This window comes from Micromonospora terminaliae, from assembly GCF_009671205.1.
Taxonomy (GTDB): domain Bacteria; phylum Actinomycetota; class Actinomycetes; order Mycobacteriales; family Micromonosporaceae; genus Micromonospora; species Micromonospora terminaliae.
In genome coordinates this window covers 5,751,115-5,764,445 of the sequence record NZ_CP045309.1, presented here as the reverse complement: position 1 = coordinate 5,764,445, position 13,331 = coordinate 5,751,115, and the positions used below count along the sequence as shown (strand labels likewise).

Here is a 13,331-nt window from a genome sequence, read left to right as displayed (position 1 = left end):
ACCCCCGATCAGGTGCCCGGATGATCACCAGAGAGTGATCACCCGCGGGTGTGCTGCCCGATCATCTGCACGTTGCCGGATCCCTCGATGATTTCGCCGGCCTGCCAGGCGTCGACGCCGCGCCCGGTCAGGGTCGCCAGCGCACGGTCGGCGTCCTCGGCGGAGACGATGGCGAACATGCCGACGCCCATGTTGAACGTCGCCTCCATCTCCGGGTCCTCGATCCGGCCCTTGGACTGGATCAGGTCGAAGATCGGCTGCGGCTTCCAGGTGGAGCGGTTGACCACCGCGTCGACGTGCTCGGGCAGGATCCGGACCAGGTTGCCCGGGATGCCGCCGCCGGTGACGTGGGCCAGCGCCCGCACCTCGGCCTCGGCGATCAGCTTGAGGCAGTCCTGCGCGTAGATCTTGGTGGGGGTGAGCAGCTCCTCGCCGAGGGTGCGCTGGCGGCCGAAGTCCTCGATCACCACGTCCAGCCGCATCCGGCCGGCGCCCAGCAGCACGTGCCGGACCAGCGAGTAGCCGTTGGAGTGCAGGCCCGAGGAGCGCATCGCGATCACGACGTCGCCCACCTCGACCCGCTCCGAGCTGAGAATGTCGCTCTCCTCGACCACGCCGACGCCGGTCGCGGAGATGTCGTACTCGTCCGGACGAAGGACGCCCGGGTGCTCGGCGGTCTCGCCGCCCAACAGGGCGCAGCCGGCGTAGCGGCAGCCGTCGGCGATGCCCGCGCCGATCTCGGCGACCTTGTCCGGCACGACCTCGCCGGTGGCGATGTAGTCGAGCAGGAACAGCGGCTCGGCGCCGCACGCCACCAGGTCGTCGACCACCATGGCGACCAGGTCGATGCCGACCGTGTCGTGGATGTCGAGCTGCTGGGCGATCACCAGCTTGGTGCCGACACCGTCGGTCGAAGAGGCCAGAATCGGGTTCTTGTACTTCTTCGTGTCCAGCCGGAACAGGCCGGCGAAGCCGCCCAGGTCACCCATGACCTCCGGCCGCCGGGTCTGCCGGACCTTGGACTTCAGCAGCTCGACCGCGCGGTCGCCCGCGTCGATCGACACCCCGGCGTCGGCGTACGAGACCGAGCGTTTGCGCTGCGTACGGCCGGTCCCGGCCGACCAGGGCTGGCGGTCGCCGCCGGCGCCCGTCGGGCTGGATCCTGCGCCGCTGCGCTCGGACACGTGGGTCACGGTTCTCCCCTTTGGTTCCCGCGGGCCGGCCGGTGGGCCGTTCCGCGTCGGTGGTGCTACGGGCGGTGGGTGGCTGCGCCGCCCGGAGTGGCGGCCGACGGCTTCAGGTCGGGGCGCGGCGTCAGGCGCGCCGAGCTGAAGTCGTCGCTCAGTGGGGCGGTGGGCTCGGACGCCTCGGCGGCGACCCGCCGGCCCACCCCTTCGAGCACGTGCTTGCCGATCAGGTTCCCGGCCGGCAGCTCGATCGGGTATTCCCCGTCGAAGCACGCCCGGCAGAGCCGGGTCTTCGGCTGCTCGGTCGCGGCGATGAGACCGGGGAGCGAGACGTAGCCCAGCGTGTCGGCCCCGATCGACCGCCGGATGCCCTCGTTGTCCAGCCCGTTGGCCAGCAGCTCGGCCCGGGTGGCGAAGTCGATCCCGTAGAAGCAGGGCCAGCGGACCGGCGGGGACGAGATCCGGACGTGGACCTCCAGCGCCCCCGCCTCACGCAGCATCCGCACGATGGCCCGCTGGGTGTTGCCGCGGACGATCGAGTCGTCCACCACCACGAGGCGCTTGCCGCGGACGTTCTCCCGCAGCGGGTTGAGCTTGAGCCGGATGCCGAGCTGGCGCAGGGTCTGCGAAGGCTGGATGAAGGTGCGCCCGACGTACGGGTTCTTCATGAGGCCCTGGCCGTAGGTGATGCCGGACTCCTCGGCGTAGCCGATCGCGGCCGGGGTGCCGGACTCCGGCACCGGGATGACCAGGTCGGCCTCGACCGGGTGCTCCCTGGCGAGCTGGCGGCCGATCTGCACGCGGGCGGAGTGCACGTTCCGCCCCGCGATGGTGGCGTCCGGGCGGGCGATGTACACGTACTCGAAGAGGCAGCCCTTGGGCTCCGGCGCGGCGAACCGGCTGGACCGCAGCCCGTCCTCGTCGATGGCGATCAGCTCGCCCGGCTCCACCTCGCGCACCACGCTCGCGCCGACGATGTCCAGCGCCGCGGTCTCGCTCGCCACGACCCAGCCGCGCTCCAGCCGGCCGAGCACCAGCGGGCGGACCCCGTGCGGGTCACGGGCGGCGTAGAGGGTCGACTCGTCCATGAAGACGAAGCTGAACGCGCCGCGCAGCTGGGGCAGCACCTCCAGGGCCGCCGCCTCGACCGAGAGGTCGGGCCGACCGGCCAGCAGCATGGTGACCAGCGAGGTGTCGTTGGTCGAGCCGTCGGAGTCCAGGCCCCGCTCGGCCACCTCGCGCTGGAGCTCGGCGGTGTTGACCAGGTTGCCGTTGTGGGCCAGCGCGATCGTGGTGCCGGCGCTGGTGGCCCGGATGGTCGGCTGGGCGTTCTCCCAGGTCGACCCGCCGGTGGTCGAGTAGCGCGCGTGCCCGATCGCCACGTGGCCGCGCAGGCTCGCCAGGGTCGGCTCGTCGAAGACCTGGGCGACCAGGCCGAGGTCCTTGTAGACCACCACGCCCGATCCGTCGCTCACCGCGATGCCCGCGGCCTCCTGGCCGCGGTGCTGGAGGGCGTAGAGCCCGAAGTAGGTCAGGTTCGCGACCTCCTCCCCGGGCGCCCAGACACCGAAGACGCCGCACGCGTCCTGGGGGCCGGGTCGCTGGGGATCAAGGTCGTGGCTCAGCCGGCCATCGCCTCGGGGCACCTGCCGCTCCCTCTTGCTGGGGTCTGGACTGGCCTGGCGGAGGTCGGGGGGCAAGCTCCGCACAGTGGGCCGGGACCGTGGTCGCCTCACAGTGTACGCGAACAGCGGTCGATACCGACAGTCACGATCCGCCCGCTGTGCGTGATTGTGAGAAGTTGTGTCGCCGCTGCTAGAGCGGAAGATGCTCGGAGAGGTCCGCCCGGGTGCCGGACACGCGTACGCGACCCTCGGTGACGGCCTCCGCCCAGCCGAGGCGGCCGGTGGCCAGCGCCACCCAGGTGGCCGGGTCCATTTCCACCACGTTCGGTGGTGTTCCACGGGTGTGTCGCGGCCCCGCCACGCACTGCACCGCGCCGTAGGGTGGAACCCGCACCTCCACCGATCGGCCGGGGGCGCGCTCCGCGAGGGTGGCCAAGAGGGTACGGACCGCCTCCCGGTACACCGGTCGATCGGGCGTACGCCCCTCGTCCAGCGCCGTCAACGTTGCCGCAACCGCGGCGGAATAAGTGTGCGGAGAGGACACGACGGGACGATACGACCCGGCAGCATCCCGCTCGACGCTGGCCCTGGGTAGAGATAGCCCGCCCGGACAAGGCATAGTTGCCGACGGCGTATTCGTACCGTGAGTGATCACCCGGCCGGACCGGCCGGCGGGGAGATCAGACCCGGAAGGCGGTGGACGTGTCAACACACCGACGTGCCTGGAAGCAGCGGGCCGGTGTGGTCGTGGCGCTGGTCTTCGGCGCGCTGCTCACCGTCCCCGCCACACCCGCCCTGGCGGCCCCGAACATCGGCAACGTGTCCGCCTCGCCGAACTCGGTGGAGGCCGGCGGTTCCGTCAAGGTGACCTACAGCCTCAACTTCACCGACCCGCTGTCCAGCGCCGACATCTCGGTTACGTCCAGTAACCCGAAGCTCACCTGCGTCGACGGCTGCTCCCGGGGCCGCGTGAACCAGAACGGCACGTTCGACGCCACTTTGCGCGCTGCTGGCGACGCGCCGAACGGCTCCGCCACGATCACGATCAAGGCGGAGGACTCCAACGGGCCGAACAAGGAGCAGGAGACCGCCACCGTCACGGTGACCCTGGTCGCCAAGGCGCCACCTCCCGAGACCCAGACGGTGAAGTCGATCTCCGGCAAGGTGGTCGCCTCGGCCAACGGCGACCCGGTGACCGGCGCGGTGGTGATGCTCCGGGACAGCCGGGGCACGCAGCGCCAGACCAGCACGGACGGTAGCGGCAACTTCCGCTTCAGCGGCTCGGCCTCGGACCCGATCGCGCCCGGTCGGATCGACCTGGGCGCGAACAAGGACGGCAAGATCGGGACCAAGTCCTTCAACGCCGCCGCCGGCCAGTCGGTGACCGGGCAGCGGATCAGCGTGCCGGTCCAGGTCGAGGCCAGCCCGAGCCCCACCGCGTCGGCCAGTGAAGAGGCGCTGCCGAGCGAGGAGGCGACCGACGAGGCCACCGACGAGCCGGCCAGCGAGGCGCCCGCCGCCCAGCAGCCGGCCGCCAACGAGGACTCCGGCGGCTTCGGCTCCTGGCTGCTGATCCTGCTCGGCGGCCTCTTCGTCGCCGTGGGCGTCGGCACCATCGTGCTGCTCTACATGCGGCGTAAGAACGAGGACGGCGACGGTGACGGCCCGGACGGGCCGACCGGTCCCGGTGGCCCTGTGGGAGCGGCCGGCGCGGTGCCGGGCGCCCGGGGCGCCTACCGGGGCGCGGACGACCAGACCCGCGTGGTGAACGGCATGGGCGCCGGGGCGGCGCCGACCATGGTCGGCGGCAACTCGCTCAGCGACGCGCCGACCATGATGCACCGCCCGGTCGTGGACGACGTCCCGCCGGACCCGTACGGCGCGCCCCCCGGGCCCGCGTACGGCGCCGGGGCCGGCCCGGCCGGCTGGGCGGGCAACGGCTACGGCGACGGGGCCCCCGGCCAGGGCGGCTACGGCCCCGGCAACAACGGCTACGGCAACGCCCCCTCCTCGGGCGGCGGCTACGGTGGCCCGGACTACGGCGCCGGCGCCGCCGGCTACCCGCCCGCCCAGGCTGGCGGCTACGGCAACGAGCGCTACGACGAGCCCACCGGCCGCTACACCGGTGACGGCACCCAGTACGCCCCGCCGGCCGACCCCTACCCGACCAGTACCTACCAGCCGGACCAGGGCCGGGGCTACGACCAGCCCGGCCAGGCCCAGTACGGGCGCGGCCCGGAGCAGGGCGGCAACGGCTACGGCGCGGCTGGCGGTTACGGCGCCCCGGGCGGCGGCTACGACAACGGCTCCGCGGGCGGCTACGACAACGGCCCGGCCGGCGGCTACGACGGTCGAGGTGGCGGCTACGACGGCCCGAGCGGCGGCGGCTACGACAGCGGCCCGGCGGGCGGCCACGACAACCGCCAGGGCGGTTACGACGGCCGCCAGCAGGGCGGGTACGACGGCGGCCAGCAGGGCGGCTACGACGGTTACGACCAGCGCGGCGGCTACGGCGGCGGCGACGGTTACGGCCAGTCTCCGCAGCAGGGTGGCTACGGTCAGCCGGGCGGCTACGGCCAGGAGCAGCCGCCCCAGCAGCGCGGCGGCTACGACAACCAGGGCTACGACCAGGGCGGCTACTACGCCGACCCGGCCGAGGCCGGCCGGGGCCGGCCGGACGCCCCGCAGGACCGTGGCGGTCGCCGCCTGGACTGGCTGGACGACTGACGACCGGGGCACGAGTGCCCCACCGAGCACGACGAGAGTGGCCGCCCGGCTGAGCCGGGCGGCCACTTCGCGCAGGAGGACGCCGCGTCAGGCGGCGGCGAAGTAGCCCTGGCGCAGCACCGGCACCACGTCGGAGACGCCGAGTTCGACGGCGACGGCGACATCCTCGGCGAAGCCGCCCTCGGCGAGTTCCCGGCCGGAGACGCAGCCGCGCACCGCCGCCGCCACGTCGGGCGTGCTGGCCAGCGCGGCGAGGGCCATGGCCGCCTCCACGGAGAGCCCGCCGGGGACGCCGGAGAGGGCGTCCAGCACGCTGGCCGCGCCGAGCTGGTCCTCCACGCCGGGGCGCAGCGAGCCGTCCGGCCAGCGTTCACCGGCGGCCACGACACCCACCGGGGCGTCGGTCGAGCCGTACCCCTGGGCCCGGAGCCAGCGCCCGACGGCAGCCGCGTTACGCAGGCACGCCGCGACCACCGGCACGCCGGTGGCGCTCGCGGCGGCGCTGATGGCCGAGCCGTTCGGCGAGGGCAGCACCAGGTCGGCGACGACCGGCGCGGCCCGCAGCGCCGCCGGGGAGAGCGACCACGGGTGTTCCGGGGTCGTCCTGCGGCGGCCGACCGCCGCGACGGCCCCGACCCGGCGGGCGTAGTCGGCCGCCTGCTCACCCCACGGGAACGGGTGCACCCGCATGCCGCGGCTGACCGCCACCTCCACGGCGGTGGTGAACGAGAGCACGTCCACCACCACCAGGGCGGCGCAGACCCGGCCCAGTTCCGCGGCCCCGCTCAGCCCCCAGTCGAACCGGGCGCCGGAGCCGGGTTGGGCGAAGACGGCCAAGGCCTGGGCCTCAGCGCTGGTCCGTGGCGGGGCGCTGGTCCGGGTCGCCGGTGGCCGTCGCGGAGTCGTCCGGCTCGGCGGCCTCGGGAGCGTCAGCCTCGGTCGCGGCGTCGGCGTCCGCCGGAGCCTCGTCCACCAGTGCCTCGTCCGCCGAAGCCTCGTCCGCCGGGGCGTCGTCGGTCACCGGAGCGTCCGCGACGTCCGCGGACCCGGTCGCCTCGGCCCCGGTCGCCGCCGGAGCGGCGCCGGCCTGGGCGATCGGCTCGGATGCCACCTCGGCCGGGTCGACGTCGATCGGCTGCTCGGCGGTGGCCGGCAGGACGGTGGTGGTCCCGGTGCGGGTCGCCTCCACCTCCACCCGGGCCGCCTCCGCGCCGCCGAAGAGGCGCGGCAGGGTGCCGGTGTGCGCCTCGCGCAGCTCGTCGAGGCCGATCCGGAACTGGCCGTGCACCTCCAGGGCGCCGCCGGCCGGGTCGGTGACCCCGATGAACTCCCACGGCACCCCGCGCTCGGCGCAGAGGGCGGTGAACGCCTTCTCGTGCCCGCGCGGCACCGACACCAGCACGCGGCCGGCGGACTCGCTGAACAGGAAGACGAACGGCATCGACCCGCCGGCGAACTGCTCCGGCAGCACGACGCGGGCACCGACGCCGCGCCGCAGGCTGGACTCGACCAGGCTCTGCGCCAGACCACCGTCGGAGAGGTCGTGCGCGGAGCTGAGGTGCCCGACCCGGGCCGCCTCGGCGAGCAGCTCGGCGAGCTGGCGCTCGCGGGCCAGGTCGACCTGCGGCGGGATGCCGCCCAGGTGCTCGTGGGTCACCCAGGCCCACTCCGAGCCGGAGAGCTCGACGTGCGTCTCACCCAGGAGGAAGAGCTGGTCGTGGTCACCGGCCGGCCGCGGTACGAAGCCCATGGGCACCCGCTCGGCGACGTTGTCCAGCACGCCCAGCACGCCGACCACGGGGGTCGGGTGGATGGCCGCCGCGCCGGTCTGGTTGTAGAAGCTGACGTTGCCGCCGGTCACCGGGATGCCCAGCTCCAGGCAGCCGTCCGCCAGGCCGCGCACGGCCTCGGCGAACTGCCACATGACGGCCGGGTCCTCCGGCGAGCCGAAGTTGAGGCAGTTGGTCACGGCGATCGGCTTCGCACCGGTCACCGCCACGTTCCGGTACGCCTCGGCCAGCGCGAGCTTCGTCCCGTGGTACGGGTCGAGGCGCGCGTACCGGCCGTTGCCGTCGACGGAGAGGGCGACGCCCAGGCCGGTCCGCTCGTCGATCCGGATCACGCCGGAGTCCTCCGGCTGCGCGAGCACGGTGTTGCCCAGCACGTAGCGGTCGTACTGCTCGGTGACCCAGGTCTTGTCGGCCAGGTTCGGCGACGCGATCATGCGGAGCAGCGTCTCCCGCAGCGCCTCCGGGTCGCTCGGCCGGGGCAGCGTCTCGGCCCGGTCGGCCTGGAGCAGGATGAGGTCGGCCGGCTCGCGCATGGGGCGGGCGTAGACCGGCCCGTCGTCGACCAGCGAGCCCGGCGGCACGTCCACCACGAGCTGGTCGCGCCAGGTGATCACCAACCGGCCCGGCTGGCCGTCCGGCGACGGTGCGGTGACCTCGCCGATGGCGGTGGCCCAGACGCCCCACTTCTCGGCGGTCTTGAGCACCGCGTCCAGCTTGTCCGGGGAGACGACCAGCAGCATCCGCTCCTGGGACTCGCTGGCCAGGATCTCGTGCGGCTCCATCGAGGGCTCGCGCAGCGGCACCCGCTCCAGCCAGACCCGCATGCCGGTGCCGGCGGAGGCGGCGGTCTCGGTGAGCGCGCAGGTCAGGCCGGCGCCGCCGAGGTCCTGGATGCCGACGACCAGTTCGGCGTCGTAGAGCTCCAGGCACGCCTCGATGAGCAGCTTCTCCATGAACGGGTCGCCCACCTGCACGGACGGGCGGCGCTGCTCGCTGCCCTCGTCGAAGGTGGCGCTGGCCAGCACGGACACGCCGCCGATGCCGTCCCGGCCGGTCTTGGCGCCCATGAGCACCACGATGTTGCCGGGGCCGGTGGCGTCCTTCTTCTGGAGCCGGTCGACCGGCAGCACGCCGAGGCAGAGCGCGTTGACCAGCGGGTTGCCCTGGTAGCAGGGGTCGAAGACCACCTCGCCGCCGATGTTGGGCAGGCCGAGGCAGTTGCCGTAGCCGCCGACGCCGGCCACCACGCCGGGCAGCACCCGGGCGGTGTCCGGGTGGTCGGCCGCGCCGAAGCGCAGCGGGTCCATGACGGCGACCGGGCGGGCGCCCATGGCGAGGATGTCCCGGACGATGCCGCCGACGCCGGTCGCCGCGCCCTGGTACGGCTCGACGAAGCTCGGGTGGTTGTGCGACTCGACCTTGAAGGTCACGGCCAGCTCGTCGGAGACCTGGACCACGCCGGCGTTCTCGCCGATGCCGGCCAGCAGCCGGTCGCTCGGCGGCGCCTTCTCACCGAACTGGCGCAGGTGCACCTTGCTCGACTTGTAGGAGCAGTGCTCGCTCCACATGATCGAGTACATGGCCAGCTCGGACTGGGTGGGCCGGCGGCCGAGGATGTGCCGGATCCGGTCGTACTCGTCGTCGCGGAGGCCCAGCTCGGCGTACGGCTGGAGTTCCTCGGAGGTGCCGGCGGCACGGGGCACGGTGTCCACGCCGCTGGCCCAGTCGTCGGCCGGGCCGGCCTGCGGCACCACGCCCGGCGTCTCCCGCAGGGCCGGGTCCGGATGGGTGGTCATGACCTCTCCTCGCTGCGCTCGCCGCCGTGGCGGCGGGTGAGCCGACCAATGATCCCGTCGCGCACGGTCACGCCGGGGCTCCCACCAGGTGCTTCAGCACCGAGGTGAAGAAGCCGAGACCGTCCAGGGAGGGGCCGGTGAGCGCCTCCACCGCGTGCTCGGGATGCGGCATGATGCCGACCACGTTGCCGGCCTCGTTGGTGATCGCGGCGATGTCGCGCTGCGACCCGTTGGGGTTGCCGCCGACGTAGCGGGCGACCACGCGCCCCTCGGCCTCCAGCCGGTCGAGCGTCGCCGGGTCCGCCACGTAGCAGCCCTCGCCGTTCTTGACCGGGATGAGCACCTCCTGGCCGGGCTGGAACGCGTTGGTCCAGGCAGTGCCGACGGCCTCGATCCGCAGCACCTGGTCCCGGTTGCGGAAGTGCAGGTGCTGGTTGCGGGTGAGCGCGCCGGGCAGCAGGTGGGCCTCGCACAGGATCTGGAAGCCGTTGCAGATGCCGAGCACCGGCAGGCCGCCGCGGGCGGCGTCGACGATCGAGCCCATCACCGGGGCGAACCGGGCGATCGCGCCGCAGCGCAGGTAGTCACCGTAGGAGAAGCCGCCGGGCAGGACCACCGCGTCGACGCCGTGCAGGTCCGGGTCGCCGTGCCAGAGCCGGACCGGTTCGGCGCCGGCGATCCGGACGGCCCGGGCCGCGTCCCCGTCGTCGAGCGAGCCGGGGAACGTCACCACACCGACCCGCGCGGTCACGAGCGCGCGTCCGCGGTCTCGTCGGCCTCGGCCAGGCGGACCGTGAAGTCCTCGATGACCGGGTTCGCGAGCAGCTTGTCGGCGATCTCCCGGGCCCGGTCCAGGTCCGGTTCACCGGTGAACTCGATCTCGATCCGCCTGCCGATCCGGACCGAGGCGACGTCACTGACGCCGAGCCGGGGCAGCGCGTTTGCGACGGCCTGGCCCTGAGGATCGAGGATCTCGGGCTTGAGCATGACGTCGACGACGACGCGAGGCACGGGGCACTCCTGACTGTGTACGCAGTTGGGTGCCGGCCCACAACGGGCGAGCGCAGCCAGCCTACCTGGCAGATACCGCTCCACCCGCACCGGCCGGTGCCGGGCGGGGCAGTGATCGGCGTAACCGGCCGCCCGCATCGACGGCCGATACGCGTTCGTTGCGGCGTCGATACGAATTCGTTGCCCGGGACGGCCGGCAGGCTCCGACGGCAGGTCCCCCACCAGGCATTTTGCTGCACGGACCGCACGGCGGGACCGGTTTCCGACAGGTGGCCGCCCGGGCCGCCCCGACCGGCTGAATCGATCGGTGAATTTCGATTGACGTCTTGTGACGGACATCGACCGGCCCTTAGCATGCATCGTCAGATGTCGATGCTAAAGGAGTGCCCCGCATGCGTCTCCGTCCCCTGCTCGCCGTACTGACCACCACCCTCGCCGGCGTGCTCGCCACCGCCTCCGGCGCCACCGCCGCGCCCGCAGGCCCGCAGCCGATCATCGGCGGCAGCACCGTCTCGTCCGCACCCTGGGCCGCCGCCGTGTTCAGCAACGGGTCGTTCACCTGTTCCGGCAGCGTGATCGCGTCCCAGTGGGTGCTCACCGCCCGGCACTGCGTGAGCGGCTCGATGTCGGTCCGGGTCGGCAGCGTCTACTACGCCTCGGGCGGGGTCACCCGCACGGTGAGCGCCTCCTACACCCGCTACGACCTGGCCCTGCTGCGCCTCTCCAGCGCGGTCAGCACCTCGACCGTGACGTTGGCCAGCAGCAACCCGCCGGTCGGCTCCACCAACTCGATCTACGGCTGGGGCATGACCTGCTACAGCGGCTGCGGAGCGTCGCCCCAGCTCAAGACCGCCAGCGTGCAGGTGACCAGCACCAACGCCACCGACGCCTACGGCGGCCAGGCCATCCGCAGCACCCGGATCAACGGCAACGCCTGGCGGGGCGACTCGGGCGGCCCGCAGTTCTACAACGGCCGCCAGGTCGGCGTCGCCTCCACGGCCGACGGCTCCAGCATCCAGAATTACGGCAGTGTCGCGTACAACCGGTCCTGGATCACCTCGGTGGCCGGTGTCTGACGGTTAGCGCCGGCGCGGCGCGGATGGGTCGGTGGCACCCCGACCGTCCGCGCCGCGCCGTTTTGCAGCATCCGATCAGGTGAACACGGCTCACGAACCGGCCGCCCGGAGGCTGACAGCATCGGAACCGTGCTGGTCGTGACGACGGATCAACTGCCCGGCTACGAGATCCGCCAGATCCTCGGCGAAGTGGTCTCCTCGATGGCGCGGACCCGCAACCCCTACCGCGAGGGCGTCAAGAACCTGCGCGGCGGCGCCTACGACCCGATGGCGCCGGACAACCTCACCCGCTGGCGTACCGACTCGGTGGCCCGGCTCGGCGAGGAGGCCATGCGGCTCGGCGCGAACGCCGTGATCGGCATGCGCTTCGACAGCCGGGACTGCGGCGAGATGTGGATGGAGATCTGCGCGTACGGGACGGCGGTGATCGTCGTACCCAAGACGCCCGACATCATGCCGCCGGACCAGCCGATGATCGCGGCCGAGACCGCCCACGAGCCGGAGATCACCGCGGCGCCCGGCGGCATCGCCGAACCGGCCAGCGCCCCGAACCTCCAGTCCGCCGCCGAGACCCCCACCCCGGGCTCCTGAACCCGGGTCAGAGGATGGGCGGCGGAGAGTAGGCGGCGGCCTCGGGGTGGGCTTCGACGATCTTGGCGATGCGGGCGGTCACCCGGTCGACCTGCGCTCCGGCGGCGCCCACGAAGGCGTTGCGGTCGGCGACCAGGGCGTCGATCTCGGCCCGGGTCAGGCCGAGCCGGCCATCCGCGGCGAGACGGTCGAACAGGTCGTTCTCGGCGGCGCCCTTCTCCCGCATGGCCAGCGCCACGGCGACCGCGTGCTCCTTGATCACCTCGTGCGCGACCTCCCGGCCGACGCCCCGGCGCACCGCCGCGACCAGGATCTTCGTGGTGGCCAGGAAGGGCAGGAAACGCTCCAGCTCGCGGTTGATCACCGCCGGGTACGGCCCGAACTCGTCCAGCACGGTGAGGAACGTCTGGAACAGCCCGTCGGCGGCGAAGAAGGCGTCCGGCAGGGCCACCCGGCGGACCACCGAGCAGGAGACGTCCCCCTCGTTCCACTGGTCGCCGGCCAGCTCGCCGACCATCGACAGGTAGCCCCGGATGATCACCGCGAAGCCGTTCACCCGCTCGGACGAGCGGGTGTTCATCTTGTGCGGCATCGCGCTGGAGCCCACCTGGCCGGGCTTGAAGCCCTCGGTGACCAGCTCCTGGCCGACCATGAGCCGGATCGTGGTGGCCAGCGACGACGGCGCCGCCGCGACCTGGGCCAGCGCGGAGAGCACGTCGAAGTCCAGCGAACGCGGGTAGACCTGGCCGACGCTGTCCAGCACCCGGCGGAAGCCCAGGTGCTCGGCGACCCGGCGCTCCAGATCGGCCACCTTGCCGGCGTCGCCGTCGAAGAGGTCGAGCTGGTCGGCGGCGGTGCCCACCGGCCCTTTGATGCCGCGCAGCGGGTAGCGGTCGATCAGGTCGGTCAGCCGCTCGTACGCGATGAGCAGCTCCTCGGCGGCGGACGCGAAGCGCTTGCCCAGCGTGGTGGCCTGCGCGGCGACGTTGTGCGACCGGCCGGTCAGCACCAGACCGGAGTACTCGTGGGCGTGCCAGGCGAGCCGGACCAGGGTGGCGACCACCCGGTCCCGGACCAGCTCCAGCGAGGCCCGGACCTGGAGCTGCTCGACGTTCTCCGTGAGGTCCCGGGAGGTCATCCCCTTGTGCACGTGCTCGTGGCCGGCGAGGGCGCTGAACTCCTCGATCCGGGCCTTCACGTCGTGCCGCGTGACCCGCTCGCGCTCGGCGATCGAGGCCAGGTCCACGTCGTCGACCACCCGCTCGTACGCCTCGACCACCCCGTCCGGCACCGGCACGCCGAGGTCCCGCTGGGCCTTGAGCACGGCGAGCCAGAGCCGCCGCTCCATGCGTACCTTCTCCTCGGGCGACCACAGGGCCACCAGCTCGGGCGAGGCGTAGCGGTTGGCGAGCACGTTCGGGATCGTCACGGCCCCATTCTCCCGTACCTGCCGGCCGGCGCTCCGACCGGCCCGACGGGACCGGAGGAATGATGCCCGATTTGTTCCGCGGGGCACCGGCAGGCGGAC

The 13,331-nt window shown here is 73.1% G+C and carries 11 protein-coding genes; 3 read left to right on the top strand and 8 right to left on the bottom strand.

Translation table 11 applies throughout. From position 1 onward, the window contains the following. Window positions 1-38 precede the first annotated feature (38 nt). The 3 genes from purM to GCE86_RS26580 all read right to left on the bottom strand — a co-directional run bounded on the left by purM (window position 39) and on the right by GCE86_RS26580 (window position 3,356). On the bottom strand, window positions 39-1,193 hold the full coding sequence (gene purM / locus GCE86_RS26590) for a phosphoribosylformylglycinamidine cyclo-ligase (RefSeq protein ID WP_154229437.1): 1,155 nt from the start codon (window positions 1,191-1,193) through the stop codon (window positions 39-41). Between the two features lie 56 nt (window positions 1,194-1,249). Then, window positions 1,250-2,833, bottom strand: a complete 1,584-nt coding sequence (gene purF / locus GCE86_RS26585) for an amidophosphoribosyltransferase (RefSeq protein WP_154229436.1) — start codon at window positions 2,831-2,833, stop codon at window positions 1,250-1,252. A 169-nt stretch (window positions 2,834-3,002) separates the two neighbouring features. After that, window positions 3,003-3,356: a sterol carrier family protein gene (locus GCE86_RS26580; protein WP_154229435.1), complete on the bottom strand. Its 354-nt coding sequence runs from the start codon at window positions 3,354-3,356 to the stop codon at window positions 3,003-3,005. Between the two features lie 158 nt (window positions 3,357-3,514). Here GCE86_RS26580 and GCE86_RS26575 point away from each other — a divergent pair, with 158 nt between their 5' ends. Then, a complete protein-coding gene (locus tag GCE86_RS26575; protein WP_154229434.1) occupies window positions 3,515-5,539 on the top strand; it encodes a carboxypeptidase-like regulatory domain-containing protein in 2,025 nt (674 codons plus the stop codon). 87 nt (window positions 5,540-5,626) lie between these two features. Here the strand turns inward: GCE86_RS26575 and GCE86_RS26570 are convergent, their stop codons facing one another. The 4 genes from GCE86_RS26570 to purS form a co-directional block, all read right to left on the bottom strand. Beyond that, window positions 5,627-6,376: a 2-phosphosulfolactate phosphatase gene (locus GCE86_RS26570; protein ID WP_154229433.1), complete on the bottom strand. Its 750-nt coding sequence runs from the start codon at window positions 6,374-6,376 to the stop codon at window positions 5,627-5,629. A 10-nt stretch (window positions 6,377-6,386) separates the two neighbouring features. Next, the gene (gene purL, locus GCE86_RS26565) at window positions 6,387-9,125 is read right to left on the bottom strand and encodes a phosphoribosylformylglycinamidine synthase subunit PurL (RefSeq protein ID WP_154229432.1); all 2,739 of its coding nucleotides are present in this window, start codon (window positions 9,123-9,125) and stop codon (window positions 6,387-6,389) included. A 67-nt stretch (window positions 9,126-9,192) separates the two neighbouring features. Next, window positions 9,193-9,876: a phosphoribosylformylglycinamidine synthase subunit PurQ gene (purQ, locus tag GCE86_RS26560; protein ID WP_091264340.1), complete on the bottom strand. Its 684-nt coding sequence runs from the start codon at window positions 9,874-9,876 to the stop codon at window positions 9,193-9,195. Continuing rightward, window positions 9,873-10,136, bottom strand: coding sequence for a phosphoribosylformylglycinamidine synthase subunit PurS (purS, locus tag GCE86_RS26555; protein WP_154229431.1), 264 nt, complete (start codon window positions 10,134-10,136; stop codon window positions 9,873-9,875). Before purS ends, purQ begins: the two co-directional genes overlap by 4 nt. Before the next feature lie 392 nt (window positions 10,137-10,528). Between purS and GCE86_RS26550 the strand changes: the two genes are divergently transcribed. Together GCE86_RS26550 and GCE86_RS26545 are read left to right on the top strand one after the other, a co-directional pair. Continuing rightward, the gene (locus tag GCE86_RS26550) at window positions 10,529-11,212 is read left to right on the top strand and encodes a S1 family peptidase (RefSeq protein WP_154229430.1); all 684 of its coding nucleotides are present in this window, start codon (window positions 10,529-10,531) and stop codon (window positions 11,210-11,212) included. A gap of 129 nt (window positions 11,213-11,341) precedes the next feature. Further along, complete coding sequence (locus tag GCE86_RS26545; protein WP_208818044.1) at window positions 11,342-11,803, top strand: YbjQ family protein; 462 nt, start codon at window positions 11,342-11,344, stop codon at window positions 11,801-11,803. Between the two features lie 7 nt (window positions 11,804-11,810). On the opposite strand, the gene purB is transcribed toward GCE86_RS26545, so the two are convergent. Then, complete coding sequence (purB, locus tag GCE86_RS26540; protein ID WP_154229429.1) at window positions 11,811-13,232, bottom strand: adenylosuccinate lyase; 1,422 nt, start codon at window positions 13,230-13,232, stop codon at window positions 11,811-11,813. Window positions 13,233-13,331: the final 99 nt, after the last annotated feature.